The following is a 12,995-nucleotide window of genomic DNA, read 5'->3' on the forward strand; positions in this document are numbered from 1 at the left end:
CGGAATACTGGGGTCATGGAACGTCCCGTGGCGATGCGGCGGTGTCCCCGGTGCGGGCATCCGACGCGCGCCGACCGCATGGTCAAGGGCTTCGGTCGCGACTGCGCCGCCCAGCTCGGCCTGACCGGCCGGTCGGTGGACACCGGCCACGAGGGGCCCGACCTGTTCGACGCGCTGCGCGAGACGGTCGACGACGAGGACGCCTGCGACGGCTGGGACCGCCCGGCCGACAGCCCGTACGGGTGGTGACCGGCAATGTCCGGAATGCATCGTGATCAGGCGGTACGCTCCGGGCGCAGCTGACCGCCGCCCGGACAAGGGAACCCATTGATGCGCAGGCTCGCCGGCGCCGTTCTGACCGCCCTCCTCGCCGCCCTCGTGCCCGCGGCAGCGGCCCACGCCGCGCCCCTCACGTGGGCCATGACAATGGGCCAGGAGAGCGTCCCGCCCGGCGGCCGGGAATCACTCCCGCTGAGCTACCGCGTCGCCGGCGCCGGCAACGACCGGCAGAAGTTCGACCTGGTCTTCGACATCACGGCGACCAGAGACCTGGTCACGGTCAGCCTCCCGGGCTCCGCCTGCGTCACCACGGCCACGACGGTGAGCTGCCCGGCCTCGGGCCTGGACGCGTCGATTCACGTGACGGTGGCCGCCAGGTCCGGCGCCCCGGTCGGCACGACGATGAGACTGCCCGGCCGCATCGTGCAGGAGGGCCGGACGGTGGCGGGCGCGACCGGCACGATCACCATCGCCGAGCAGGTCACGATCGCCGCGATCGACGCGCAGGACAACCTGCCGATCGCCAGTGGCGCCACGGCCGGGCTGGCCGCCGGCGTGCGCAACACCGGGGACAAGCCCGTGACCGGTGTCATCGCCCGGCTGCGGACGGCCAACGGCATCCGGCCGGCCGAGTACGCCAACTGCGTCCCGGTCGAAGCCCCCTACCAGTTCCCGCCGGCCTCCGGCGCCGTCTGCCTGTTCGACGAGGAGCTCGCGCCCGGCCGGTCCTACCGGCTGAAGACTCCGCTGCGGGTCACCGTCACCGACCAGGTGTGGGCGCCCAGCGGGTGGTATTCGTCGTTCACCTGGTGGACCACGCAGGACTTCCTCGATCAGGGCGGCGAGCTGCCGACCGGTGGCAGCGGCCCTCGGTTGGAACTCGCTGACGCTCCCACGGCCCGGGCCGTCCCCCAGACCGAGCCGGCGCTCAACGGCGACAACGACGACGACTGGACCCTGCTGGTCACCGGCCGCAACGCTTCGACCTTCACGGTCGAGGGCGACACCGTCAGCGGCCGGGTGGGCCAGACCGTCACCGTACGCACGAGCGTGCGCAACAACGGCCCGGCCCGGCTCGAGGGCACGGAACAGCCGCCCGGCTCCTCCATGATCGCCGTGGTGACGCCCCCGCGCGGCACCACGATCGTCAAGCACAGCAAGTCGTGCCACCCGTTCAGCATCGGCCACCCGGCGCCCTATCCGCCGTTCCCGCTCGACGCCGAGATCGGCGACGGCAAGGTCTACTGCTGGCCCGGCGACTTCTTCTTCCCGTCCTACCTGCCGGGCCGGACCTACACGTACGACATCACCCTGCGCATCACCGAGCCGGGCACCCTCCGCGGCGACTTCACGACGCTGCTGGCCGACGCCGGCACCCCCGCCGGCCCGGACCGTCAGCGAGCCGCCATCGTCGTCGACGCGACCGCGCCCGCCGCCGGGAACGGCGGTGAGGGTGGCGGCCTTCCCATCACGGGCAGCAACTCCCCGGCCGTCGCTCTGATCGGCCTCACGCTGCTGATCGCCGGCGCGGTCGCCCGGATCGCCACCCGCGGACCGGGCCGCATGCATTCTGATTGAGCAGTACGCTGCGCCCACCGAACCGGCCGGACGAGAGAAGCCCGTCGATGCGCAGACTCGCCAGCGTCGCCCTGTCAGCCCTGAGCTTCGCCGCCCTGCCCTCGGCGGCCGCTCAGGCCGCCCCGGTGTGGCGGCTCGACCTGGCCAGTGTCAGCGTCGAGCCGGGCGGCGAGGCCAAGGCCCTCAGGTTCTTCTACTCCATGACCTCGCCCGCGGGCGAGCCGGGCGGAACCCTGGTGTTCGACCTGGCCGCGGTGAGCGCCATCGCCACGGTCACGCCGTGGGCCGGGTCCGGGTGCACCACCAGCGGCACGACGCTCACCTGCCCCGGCACGATCACCGAGGCCGCGCTCACGGTGGCCGCCCAGCCCGGCGCCACGCTCGGCGCGAACGCGCAGGTGACAGCGCGGGCCGTCGTCGACGGCCGCACGCGCGCCACCGCGACCGGCCGGGTCACGATCGCCGAGCAGGTGTCGCTGTCCGCGCTGCAGGTCCAAAGTGACATCTCCCTCCAGACCGGCGCGTCCACCGGCCTGGCCGCGAGCGTCCGCAACACCGGGACCGACCCGGTGACCGGCGTGGTCCTTCAACTGAGCACGGTCCGCGGCTTCGCCACCGCCGCGCACAGCAACTGCGCGCCCGTCGAGTTCGGCGCCGCCTGCTTCTTCGACACGGAGCTGGCCCCCGGCAGCACCTATCGGCTCGCCACACCGTGGCAGCTCACCGCCGCCCCCGCGGTGTGGGCGCCCAGCGAGTGGTTCGGCAACCTCACCTGGCACACCACGCAGGATTGGGTCGATCTGGGCCACCCGGTGCCCTCCGGCTCCGGCCCGGAGCTCGAGCTCGAGCCGGCCGGGACGGTGACGAGCCTGGCCGACCCGCAGACCGAGACCGAGACCGGCCGCAACGACAACTCCGACACCTGGCGCATCGTCGTCACCGGCGTCAACCAGTCCAACTTCACCGCGAAGGGCGCCACGGCGAAGGGCAAGGTCGGAAAGACCGTGGCCGTACGCGTCGGCGTGCGCAACAACGGCCCGGCGCGCATCGAGGGCTACGGCGCGCCTCAGGGCTCCTATGTGGCGGTCACCGTGACCCCGCCCGCGGGCACCACAGTGGTCAAGCACTCGCCGCTGTGCGAGCAGTTCAGCATCAACAACCCCGCTCCCGGCGTGCCGTTCCCGGACGGCGCCTCGTTCGACGACGGCAATTACTACTGCTTCACCTCGCCCGTCGAGGGCGTGCCCTACCTACCCGGCAAGACGGTCACCTTCGACTTCACCCTGCGCCTCGACAAGCCCGGCACCCTGCGCGGCACGGTGAAGGCCGAGCGCTCCGGCCCGCCACCCGCCGGCGACCCCGTCCCGGCCGACGACACCGCCGCCATCGTGATCAAGGCCTCCGCCCCGAACACCGGAGGCAGCGGCGACGGCGACAACGGCGGTGACAGCGACGACAGCAGCGGAGGCGGCCAGGGTGGAGGCGGCAGCCTGCCGATCACGGGCAGTGACACCGCCGCCGTGGCCCTGTTCGGCCTGGTGCTCCTGGTCGCCGGCGCGGCGGCCCGGGTGGCGACCCGCCGGCGCTGAAAGCCGCCTGCCGACGACCGCGCCGTCGCCGGCCCGGGTGCCGGTCATCGGCTTCGGAAGCGCTGCTGGTAGGCGCGGGGTGAGACCCCGACGCGGGCGACGAAGAGCCGGCGCAGCGTCTCCGGGCTGCCGATGCCGACCTGCCGGGCGGTGGCGGTGACCGACTGACCGGCGTGCAGCAGGCGCATGGCCGCGTCGACCCGCACGCCCTCGACGTACCGGCCCGGGGTGCTGCCCAGCTCCTGCCGGAACATCCGGGACAGGTGGCGCGGGCTGAGGTGCGCCCGGGCGGCCAGCGCGGTCACCGAGTGGTCGCCCGCCGGGTCGGCCGCCACGGCGTCGGTCACCTCGCGCAGGGCCGGGGTGCTGGGCCGGGGCAGCGACAGCGACGGCGAGAACTGCGACTGCCCGCCGGGCCGCTGCAGGAACACGACGAGCGACTGGGCCACCGAGCGCGCGAGCTCCTCGCCGTGGTCGCGCTCGACCAGGGCCAGCGCCAGGTCGATGCCCGCGGACACCCCGGCCGAGGTGAAGACCGGGCCGTCCGCCACGAAGATCGCGTCCGGGGCGACAACCACCTTCGGGTACGCGGCGGCGAGCAGCCGGGCATGCCGCCAATGCGTGGTGGCCCGCCGCCCGTCCAGCAGCCCGGCCGCGGCGAGCACGAAGGCGCCGGTGCAGATCGAAGCCGTACGACCGGCGTGACGGGACAGGAAGGCCGCGGCCTCCGTCAGCTCCGCGCTGATCGGGCTGATCGGCAGGTCGTCGCCCCCGACCACGACCGCCGTGCCGATGCCGGCCGCGTCCCCGGCCGCACCGTCGACGGCGACGGGCATCCCGGTCGACGCCCGCACCGGCCGCCCGTCGGTCGAGCGAACCTCCAGCGCGTAGTCCGCCCCGAACCGGTTGGCCTCGGCGAAGACCTCGAACGGACCGGCCAGGTCCAGCATCTTCAGCCCGTCGAAGACAAGAGCCGTGACCCGGTGCACCCGACCAGGATCGCACGCGCGCGCGGTCACTCCGGCCAGGAGTTGCCGCGAATGATCTCCACGAAGTCGGCCCGCTCGAATCCCGGCACGAAGTGCGCCAGCACGTCGTCGTTCATGGTCCCGAACGTCGTGTCCGGCCGCTCTCTCATCCCGTCGGCGAACCGCCGCAGGATGTCCTCCTTGAAGCCCGCCCGCGGATGGGCGGCCACGACCGCCGCCCGCTCCCCCGCGCCGATCTCGTCGAGGCCGAACCCCAGCACGTCCGTCTCCACCCCGAGCGTGACCAGCTCAACCTCGGGCTCGAGGTGCTCGACGATCCCCGGCGTGGTGTGCAGCGCGATGCTCAGCCAGACGGCCCGGGCCTCGTCCGCCGTACGCCCGTGGTCGAGCAGGAAGTCGCGGGCCAGGTCGGCGCCGTCGATCTCGAACCGCTGATCCGTACGGCGATAGCGCCCGGTCAGCCCGAGGTCGTGAAACATCGCCCCCACGTACGTGAGCTCGGGGTCCGCCTTCAGCCCTCGGCCCCGTGCCTTCAGGCTCCCGAACAGGTACACCCGCCGCGAATGGTCGAACAACACCCGGTCGGCGCTCTCCCGCACCAGATCCGTGGCCGCCCGCACCAGCCCGGTATCCGGAATCTCGACCCCAGCGATGATCTCGGTCATCGACGCCTCCACTCTCCGCCCTTGTGGCACCCCCAAGCCTGCGGAACAAGAGGCACCAGCCGCCCCGCCACCGCGGCCGGGCACCCCACAGATCGGGACGCACCGAAGCGTGCGCCCGGGAGACCGACTGAACGACGAATCGCTGTGCCTGCATCAACTGCCCTCCGGTTCGGCCACTTTTGTGACCAGGGTCGCCCGATCTTGCGTTGACCTGAAGTCTGGTTGAGGTTCTAGGTTGGTAAGGCAACCCTTTGCACATGAACGACCGAGATTGAGGACCGCGATGCGACTGCCCCGCCTCTTCACGCCCGCCACCACGGTGAGCGCCCACTGCGACCTGCCCTGCGGCGTCTACGACCCGGCCCAGGCGCGGATCGAGGCTGAGTCGGTCAAGGCCATCAGCGAGAAGTACCAGGCCAGCTCGGACCCCGAGTTCCGGACGCGCGCCCTGATCATCAAGGAGCAGCGCGCCGAGCTGGTCAAGCACCACCTGTGGGTGCTCTGGACCGACTACTTCAAGGCCCCGCACTTCGAGAAGTACCCGAACCTGCACCAGCTCTTCAACGAGGCCACCAAGCTCGCCGGCGCGTCCGGCGCCAAGGGCTCCGCGGACCCCGAGGTCGGGGACCGCCTGCTCGCCAAGATCGAGGAGATCTCGACGATCTTCTGGGCCACCAAGAACGCCTGAGGGACACATATATGGATCGCGCCCTGCGCGTCGCCGTCGTCGGCGCCGGACCCGCCGGCATCTACGCGGCCGACATTCTCACCAAGGCGGCCCCGGCCGCCACGGTCGACATCATCGACCGGCTTCCGACCCCGTACGGACTGATCCGGTACGGGGTGGCGCCCGACCACCCGCGGATCAAGGAGATCATCACGGCGCTGCACCACGTGCTGGAGGATCCGCGCATCCGCTTCATCGGCAACGTCGACTACGGCGTCGACGTCAAGCCCGAGGAGCTCACCCCGTTCTACGACGCCGTGGTGATCGCGACCGGCGCCGACCGTGACCGGGAGCTCGACATCCCCGGGATCGAGCTGCCGGGCAGCCACGGCGCGGCCGACTTCGTCTCCTGGTACGACGGCCATCCGGACGTACCGCGGGAATGGCCTCTGACGGCGACGAAGGTGGCTGTGCTCGGAGCCGGGAACGTCGCCGTCGACGTCGCCCGGATCCTGGCCAAGACCGCCGACGAGCTGCTCGAGACCGAGATCCCCGACAACGTGTACCGGGGTCTGCTGGCCAGCCCGGTGACCGACGTGCACCTGTTCTCGCGGCGCGGCCCGGGGCAGGTCAAGTTCACCCCGATGGAGCTGCGCGAGCTCGACGAGTCACCCAACGTCGAGGTCGTCGTGCACCCCGAGGGCATGGAGTTCGACGAGGGCAGCCTGGCCGCGATCCGGGCCCGGCGCTCGCTCAAGATGTGCGTCGACACCCTGCAGAACTGGTGCGCCCGCGACCCGCGCGACCGGCCGCGCCGTCTGCACCTGCACTTCCTGCAGGCGCCGGCCGCGGTCCTGGGCAGCGAGGAGACCGGCGTGACCGGCCTGCGCACCGAGACGCAGGAGCTGACCGGTGACGGTTCGGTGCGCGGCACCGGCGAGTTCACCGACTGGGACGTGCAGGCCGTCTACCGGGCCATCGGCTATCTGAGCCGCCCGATCGCCGACCTGCCGTTCGACGCGACCACCGGCACCATCCCGCACGACGCCGGCCGCGTGCTCGACCTCGACGGCGAGCGGGTCCCGGGCCTGTACGCGACCGGCTGGATCAAGCGCGGCCCGGTCGGCCTGATCGGCCACACCAAGAAGGACGCGAACGAGACGGTCACCAGCCTGCTGGCCGACGCCGACACGCTGCCGGCGGCCGTCCACCGCGACCCGGCCGACGTGCTCGGCTACCTCGACCAGCGCGGTCTCGACTACACCACGTGGGACGGCTGGAAGCGCCTGGACGAGCACGAGGTCGGCCTGGGCAGCCCGCACGGCCGTAAGCGGGTCAAGGTCGTGCCCCGCCACGAGATGGTCGGCATCAGCCGCAGCAGCTAGACCGTCGCCCGCACCCGGCGGCACCCGGCAGAGATGCCGGGGTCGCCGGGTCAGGCGACGTGCCCGGTCAGGCGACGTGCCCGGTCAGGCGACGTGCCGGGTCAGGCGACGTGCCGGGTCAGGCGACGTGTCGGGCCGGGCGCAGCAGGGTCAGCGCGCGCAGCGCCTCGGCCCGGGAGATCGGCTGGTCGTCCTCGGCCTGGACGGCCAGGGCCATCTCGATCGCCTGCCTGATCCAGGTCGTCTTGGGCACTTCGGCCGCCTTGGCCGCAGCGGCGACGGCCTGGTCGAGCTCGGTCGGCAGGCGCAGGGAACGCACGACCATGACCGGGGAGCCGACCGGCGGCAACGACTCCAGCAGGGCCTGCTCGTCCTCGGGCGCGGGCGGGGGCTGGAAGGTGAGGCCCTCCATGAACGTGGCCAGCTGCTCGGCCGACTGCGGTATGTCGTTGTCGTGACTCATCGGGACCCCTCCCACCGGCTGAACTCCGTCAGTTCCTCGTCCGTCATGTCGCGCGCACCGATGATCTTCCAGGTGAGCTCCCCGGCGTGGTAGACCGCCACGATCAGCGGGCGGCCCGCCGCCGTCCGGCTCCACACGGTCAGGACCGGGACGCCCTCGGCGCTGACCGCTCGCCGGGGCCACCGCCGCTGAGCCTCCAGTGCCTGCCGCACCTCGTGATGTTGGATGCTGTGATGCCGGATGCCCAGCAGGGCGGCCAGCGCCCAGTCATCCCACTCGTACGGCACACCCCCAGCGTACTACGCCCGTGATACGCCGGACCGGTCCTTGACGTGCCGCTCTCACCCGTCGGCCGGGCAGGCGCCGTCCTGATCGATGGTCCGCAGGATCCGCCGGCCGATCTCGCCCACCTGACGCTGCTGCCCCTTGGTGAGCGGATCGAAGACGAGGCGCTGCACCTCGGCGGCGTGCCCGGGGGCGGCCGCGACGACCTTGTCCCACCCGTCGTCGGTGAGGATCGCCAGCGTGTAGCGGCCGTCGGCCGGGTCGGGGATACGCCTGATCCAGCCCCGCTTCTCCAGCTTGGCCACGACCTGCGAGAGCCGGGACAGCGAACCCTCGGCGAAAGCGGCCAGGACGCTCATCCGCAGCGTCCGCTCCGGCGACATGGACAGGCCGGCCATCACCTGATACTCGAAGTGGCTGATGCCGGCGTCCCGCTGCATCTGCGTGTCGAGGGCGGCCGGCAACCGGATGAGCAGCCCGATCATCTCCCGCCAGGACTGCTGCTGCTCGTCGGTGAGCCAGCGCGGCTCGTCACCCGTACCCATGCCCCGATCATAACTTCACAACTAAAGTGATCTTCTCGACTGATGACTTGCGACTTGAAGTGAAGCTGCCCTAGTTTGACTCAACGCTTTAAGTCATCGATCGGCCGGAGGGCCCCGTGAACGTCGTCTTGTGGATCATCGCCGGCCTGCTGGCCGCGGCCTTCCTGGCCTCGGGCGTCCTGAAGATCGTGCAACCGAGGGAGAAGCTGGCCGCGTCGGGCATGGGGTGGGCGACCGACTTCAGCGCCGGCACCGTCAAGCTGATCGGCGCGCTCGAAGTGCTGGCGGCGATCGGCCTGATCCTGCCGGCGGCGCTCGACATCGCGCCGGTCCTGGTCCCGCTGGCCGCCCTCGGCCTGGTCCTCGTCATGATCGGCGCGATCGTGGTGCACGCGCGGCGCAAGGAGAACCAGCCCATCGGCATCAACGCGGTGCTGCTGATCCTCGCCGCCATCGTGGCCTGGGGCCGGTTCGGCCCGTACTCGTTCTGAACCTCGCGCCACAAATTCTGAAGCTCGCGCCACGAGTCCTGAAGCTCCCGTCACGAATTCTGAAGCTCAGGTCGCCGTCGGCTTGCCGTCCGTGGCGGTCAGCGGGGTGGCCAGGTCCTCCAGGCTCCGGCCCTCGGCCTTGATCCCGAGGACCGCCTCGACCAGGCCGGCGGCGATCATCAGGCAGGCGCCGATCACGAAGGCCAGCACGGTGTCGCCGACCTGACCGGTGCCGACCAGGCCGGCGAAGAGCAGCGGGCCGGTGATGCCGCCGACCGCGGTGCCGATGGCGTAGAAGAAGGCGATGGCCAGCGCGCGGGTCTCCATGGGGAAGATCTCCGAGACGGTCAGGTACGCCGAGCTCGCGCCGGCCGAGGCGAAGAACAGCACCACGCACCAGCAGGCCGTCATGGTCACCGCGTTGAGCACGCCCTGGCTGAACAGCCACGCGGTGACCAGGAGCAAAACCCCGGAGAGCACGTACGTGCCGGTGATCATGATCTTGCGGCCGACCGAGTCGAACAGGCGGGCCAGCAGCAACGGGCCGAAGAGGTTGCCCACGGCGATCACGGCGAAGTAGTAGCCGGTGCGGCCGGGTGGCACGTCGAAGAACGTCTGCAGGATCTGCGCGTACCCGAAGGTGATGGCGTTGTAGAGGAAGGCCTGGCCGACGAAGAGCGACAACCCCAGCGCGGCCCGCTTCGGATACTGCCGGACGAGGGTCTTGGCGATCTCCCCGAAGCCGATCGTGCGGCGCTGGCGGATGGTGATGTATTTGTCGGCCGGCGCCAGCGTGACCTTGTCCTCACGCTCGACCGTCTGCTCCACCTCGCCGACCAGCTTCTCGGCCTCGTCGCCACGGCCGTGGATGAACAGCCAGCGCGGGCTCTCGGGCACATGCCGGCGTACCAGCAGGATCACGAAGCCGAGCACGACACCGAGCCCGAAGGCGACCCGCCAGCCCCAGCTGACCGGCAGCGCGGTGAGGATCGGGACGGTCAGCAGCGCGCCGAACGCCGCCCCGGCCCAGTAGGTTCCGTTGATCACGATGTCGATGCGGCCGCGGTACTTCGCCGGGATGAGCTCGTCGATCGCGGAGTTGATGGCCGCGTACTCGCCGCCGATGCCCGCGCCGGTGACGAACCGGAACACGAAGAACCACCACGCGTCGAAGGAAAGCGCGGTCATCGCCGTACCGAAGAGATAGACGGCCAGCGTGAGGATGAAGAGCCGCTTGCGTCCGAACCGGTCGGTCAGCCAGCCGAAGAAGAGGGCGCCGAAGCACGCGCCGAGCACGTAGATGGCCGCACCGAGGCCGGTGACCTGGCTCTGGGTGATGTCCAGACCGCTGCCGGGCTCGGCCAGCCGCCCGGAGAGGTTGCCGACGATGGTGACCTCGAGACCGTCGAGGATCCACACCGTCCCGAGGCCGATGACGATCATCCAGTGCCAACGGGCCCAGGGCAGGCGGTCGAGCCGCGCCGGCACGTTGGTGCGCACTTCTGCCATGCGGGCCGATCTACCCGTGATCGCTCACCATAACCCGGTGATGTGCGGCATGATGGCCGTATCCGCGTTTTCCCCTTGGCGGGCTGGGAATGTAGCCGTTCGAGAGCCTTGCGGGGTTTGCCCACCAGGCCTCCACAGTGTTGATACTCACGGCATAATCGGCCTGGTCAGGGTGCTCTACTTAACGAGACACCGAGCACCGAGGGAGTGGTAATGCAGCGGCATCGGGTGGCAGTTATCGGAGCCGGTTTCGGGGGTCTGTTCGCGATCCGGGCGCTGCGCAACGCACCGGTCGACATCACGCTCATCAACGGCACGGCGTACCACTTGTTCCAGCCTCTTCTGTACCAGGTGGCGACCGGCGTGCTCTCCGAGGGCGAGATCGCCCCGCCGATCCGTGAGGTGCTGAAGCGCCAGGACAACGTCGACGTCAAGCTCGGCTGGGCCCAGCACGTCGACACGGAGAACAAGGTCGTGTCCGTGTCCGGCCCGGGCATCGATTACACGGTGGAGTACGACACGCTGATCGTCGCCGCCGGCGCTTCGCAGTCCTACTTCGGCAACGACCAGTTCAACGACTACGCGCCCGGCATGAAGAGCATCGACGACGCTCTCGAGCTGCGCGCCAAGATCTTCGGCGCGTTCGAGATCGCCGACCTGCAGACCGACCCCGAGGCGCAGGAGCGCTGGCTCACCTTCGTGGTGGTCGGCGCCGGCCCGACCGGGGTCGAGATGGCCGGCCAGATCGCCGAGCTCGCCCACCGCAACCTGCCGGGCCAGTACAAGCACATCGACCCGCGCAAGGCCCGCATCATCCTGGTCGACGCGGTCGGCGCGGTGCTCAACACGTTCGGCGACCACCTGTCCACCCGGGCGCTGCGCCAGCTGCACCTGATGGGCGTCGAGGTCGAGCTCAACACCAAGGTGGTCGACGTCGACCTGAACGGCATCGAGGTCGAGTCCGAGCGCGGCCACCAGCGCATCCCGTCGATGACCAAGGTGTGGGCGGCCGGCGTCGCCGCTCCCCCGCTGGCCAGGCAGCTCGCCGAGTCGGCCGGGGCCGAGACCGACCGGGCCGGGCGGGTGCTGGTGCAGCCCGACCTGACCATCCCCGGGCACCCCGAGATCTTCGTGCTGGGCGACATGATGAACCTGGCCGGCCCGGACGGGCGCCCGCTGCCCGGGGTCGCCCAGGTCGCCATCCAGGGCGGCAAGTACGCGGCCGACGTCATCGAGCGCCGGCTGCGCCGCAAGCCCGAGCCCAAGCCGTTCAAGTACTTCGACAAGGGCAGCATGGCCACGATCTCGCGGTTCTCCGCGGTGGCCAGCGTCGGCAAGTTCCGCCTGTCCGGCTTCTTCGCCTGGCTGATGTGGCTCGCCGTGCACGTGTTCTACCTGGTCGGCTTCAAGAACAGGTTCACGACGGTGCTGCACTGGGCGGTCAGCTTCCTGGGCCGGGGCCGCTCCGAGCGCGTCGCGACCGAGCAGCAGGCCTTCGCCCGCCGGGCCATGAAGCACTACGGCGACCCGTACCAGCTGGTGCGCGCGGCCCACGAGGCCGACGCCGCCGGGCAGATCAACCCGGCGCCGACCGACGCCGACGTGTCGGCCGGCATGCCCGCCGAGAAGCACCCGGCCGGCGTGGCCGCGCCGGAGAAGGCGACAGTCGCGCCGGAGAAGGCGACCGTCGGCAAATAGCCCCGATCAGCGGGGGCGGACGGTCGCCCAGACCATCTTGCCCTCGCGGGTCGGCAACGCTCCCCAAGCCGCCGAGGCAGCCTGGACCGTCCGCAGCCCTTGGCCGCGGGCTTCCCACAGGTTGCCCGGCGGTTTCGTCTGGTCGATCGGTTGCGGCAGGCGCGGGTCGCCGTCGCAGACGGTCAGATGGACGCCGGCGCCGCGGCGCAGCACGGCCACCGCGATCGGGGTACGCGCGTGCTCGATCGCGTTGCCGGCCAGCTCGCTCATGACCAGCCGGGCCGGATAGAGCACCTCGGACAGCGTCCAGGCTCCGCACGCGTCGGTGACCAGGTTGCGGGCCAGCGCGGGCGTGTCCGGGTGCACCGGCAGCGCGAGCCGGAACCGGTTCGTGATCGGGCCGGCGGCCACCGCGGCCCGGGCCGCCCCCATTTCGTCGAAGAGCGGCAGCGAGTACGACGGTTCGAGCCGCCGCAACCGGTCGGCCAGGGCGGCCCGCCCGGGCAGGCAGGCCGCGATTCGCACCGGCGGCGCCATCGTCGCGGCCACCCGCGACACGGTCAGCCAGGCCGACGCGCCCTCCGCGCGCGGGTCGGCGAGATCGCACAGGTCGAGGATCAGCCCGGCCGGGTGCCCGCCCAGCGCCTTCTTCACCGCCTCGAAGACGGTGCCGCGCAGCGCGTTCCCCCAGGCGCCGCGGACGGTGACGACCGTGATCGCGGTGTCCGCGTCGGCCGTGACGAGCACGCTGCCGCCGGCGTCGCGCGGCGCGGGACGGCCGAAGGATTGACGCCTGTTCATGACCGGCCAACGAAGATTCGGCATAGGCGGCGACGGGTTCCCCCCGAAGAG

At 71.2% G+C, this 12,995-nt stretch carries 14 protein-coding genes; 7 read left to right on the top strand and 7 right to left on the bottom strand.

Features of this window, described 5'->3' with window-relative positions; genetic code table 11:
- Positions 1-15 precede the first annotated feature (15 nt).
- The 3 genes from HJC40_RS20265 to HJC40_RS20275 all read left to right on the top strand — a co-directional run bounded on the left by HJC40_RS20265 (position 16) and on the right by HJC40_RS20275 (position 3,446).
- Positions 16-249: a hypothetical protein gene (locus HJC40_RS20265; RefSeq protein ID WP_250002799.1), complete on the top strand. Its 234-nt coding sequence runs from the start codon at positions 16-18 to the stop codon at positions 247-249.
- A gap of 81 nt (positions 250-330) precedes the next feature.
- On the top strand, positions 331-1,857 hold the full coding sequence (locus HJC40_RS20270; RefSeq protein WP_250002801.1) for a hypothetical protein: 1,527 nt from the start codon (positions 331-333) through the stop codon (positions 1,855-1,857).
- 47 nt (positions 1,858-1,904) lie between these two features.
- Positions 1,905-3,446: a hypothetical protein gene (locus HJC40_RS20275; RefSeq protein ID WP_250002803.1), complete on the top strand. Its 1,542-nt coding sequence runs from the start codon at positions 1,905-1,907 to the stop codon at positions 3,444-3,446.
- A 44-nt stretch (positions 3,447-3,490) separates the two neighbouring features.
- Here the strand turns inward: HJC40_RS20275 and HJC40_RS20280 are convergent, their stop codons facing one another.
- Complete coding sequence (locus HJC40_RS20280) at positions 3,491-4,435, bottom strand: GlxA family transcriptional regulator (RefSeq protein WP_250002805.1); 945 nt, start codon at positions 4,433-4,435, stop codon at positions 3,491-3,493.
- A gap of 26 nt (positions 4,436-4,461) precedes the next feature.
- On the bottom strand, positions 4,462-5,100 hold the full coding sequence (locus HJC40_RS20285) for an HD domain-containing protein (RefSeq protein WP_250002807.1): 639 nt from the start codon (positions 5,098-5,100) through the stop codon (positions 4,462-4,464).
- A 283-nt stretch (positions 5,101-5,383) separates the two neighbouring features.
- Between HJC40_RS20285 and sodN the strand changes: the two genes are divergently transcribed.
- Together sodN and HJC40_RS20295 are read left to right on the top strand one after the other, a co-directional pair.
- On the top strand, positions 5,384-5,788 hold the full coding sequence (gene sodN / locus HJC40_RS20290) for a superoxide dismutase, Ni (protein ID WP_250002809.1): 405 nt from the start codon (positions 5,384-5,386) through the stop codon (positions 5,786-5,788).
- Positions 5,789-5,799: 11 nt separating this feature from the next.
- The gene (locus HJC40_RS20295; RefSeq protein WP_250002811.1) at positions 5,800-7,152 is read left to right on the top strand and encodes an FAD-dependent oxidoreductase; all 1,353 of its coding nucleotides are present in this window, start codon (positions 5,800-5,802) and stop codon (positions 7,150-7,152) included.
- 118 nt (positions 7,153-7,270) lie between these two features.
- Here the strand turns inward: HJC40_RS20295 and HJC40_RS20300 are convergent, their stop codons facing one another.
- The 3 genes from HJC40_RS20300 to HJC40_RS20310 are packed head-to-tail and all read right to left on the bottom strand — an operon-like array spanning position 7,271 to position 8,445.
- A complete protein-coding gene (locus tag HJC40_RS20300) occupies positions 7,271-7,615 on the bottom strand; it encodes a hypothetical protein (RefSeq protein ID WP_250002813.1) in 345 nt (114 codons plus the stop codon).
- Positions 7,612-7,902: a hypothetical protein gene (locus tag HJC40_RS20305; RefSeq protein ID WP_250002815.1), complete on the bottom strand. Its 291-nt coding sequence runs from the start codon at positions 7,900-7,902 to the stop codon at positions 7,612-7,614. The genes HJC40_RS20300 and HJC40_RS20305 overlap by 4 nt, the downstream gene beginning before the upstream one ends.
- Positions 7,903-7,956: 54 nt before the next feature.
- Positions 7,957-8,445, bottom strand: a complete 489-nt coding sequence (locus HJC40_RS20310; protein ID WP_250002816.1) for a MarR family winged helix-turn-helix transcriptional regulator — start codon at positions 8,443-8,445, stop codon at positions 7,957-7,959.
- A 116-nt stretch (positions 8,446-8,561) separates the two neighbouring features.
- On the opposite strand from HJC40_RS20310, the gene HJC40_RS20315 reads away from it, so the two are divergent.
- Positions 8,562-8,936, top strand: coding sequence for a DoxX family protein (locus HJC40_RS20315; RefSeq protein ID WP_250002817.1), 375 nt, complete (start codon positions 8,562-8,564; stop codon positions 8,934-8,936).
- 66 nt (positions 8,937-9,002) lie between these two features.
- Here HJC40_RS20315 and HJC40_RS20320 read toward each other — a convergent pair whose 3' ends face one another.
- The gene (locus HJC40_RS20320) at positions 9,003-10,445 is read right to left on the bottom strand and encodes an MFS transporter (RefSeq protein ID WP_250002819.1); all 1,443 of its coding nucleotides are present in this window, start codon (positions 10,443-10,445) and stop codon (positions 9,003-9,005) included.
- A 213-nt stretch (positions 10,446-10,658) separates the two neighbouring features.
- Between HJC40_RS20320 and HJC40_RS20325 the strand changes: the two genes are divergently transcribed.
- Positions 10,659-12,143: an NAD(P)/FAD-dependent oxidoreductase gene (locus tag HJC40_RS20325; RefSeq protein WP_250002821.1), complete on the top strand. Its 1,485-nt coding sequence runs from the start codon at positions 10,659-10,661 to the stop codon at positions 12,141-12,143.
- 6 nt (positions 12,144-12,149) lie between these two features.
- Here the strand turns inward: HJC40_RS20325 and HJC40_RS20330 are convergent, their stop codons facing one another.
- Positions 12,150-12,944: an ATP-binding protein gene (locus HJC40_RS20330; protein WP_250002823.1), complete on the bottom strand. Its 795-nt coding sequence runs from the start codon at positions 12,942-12,944 to the stop codon at positions 12,150-12,152.
- Between the last annotated feature and the right edge of the window lie 51 nt (positions 12,945-12,995).

This window comes from Actinoplanes sp. M2I2 (genome assembly GCF_023544445.1).
Classification (GTDB): domain Bacteria; phylum Actinomycetota; class Actinomycetes; order Mycobacteriales; family Micromonosporaceae; genus Actinoplanes.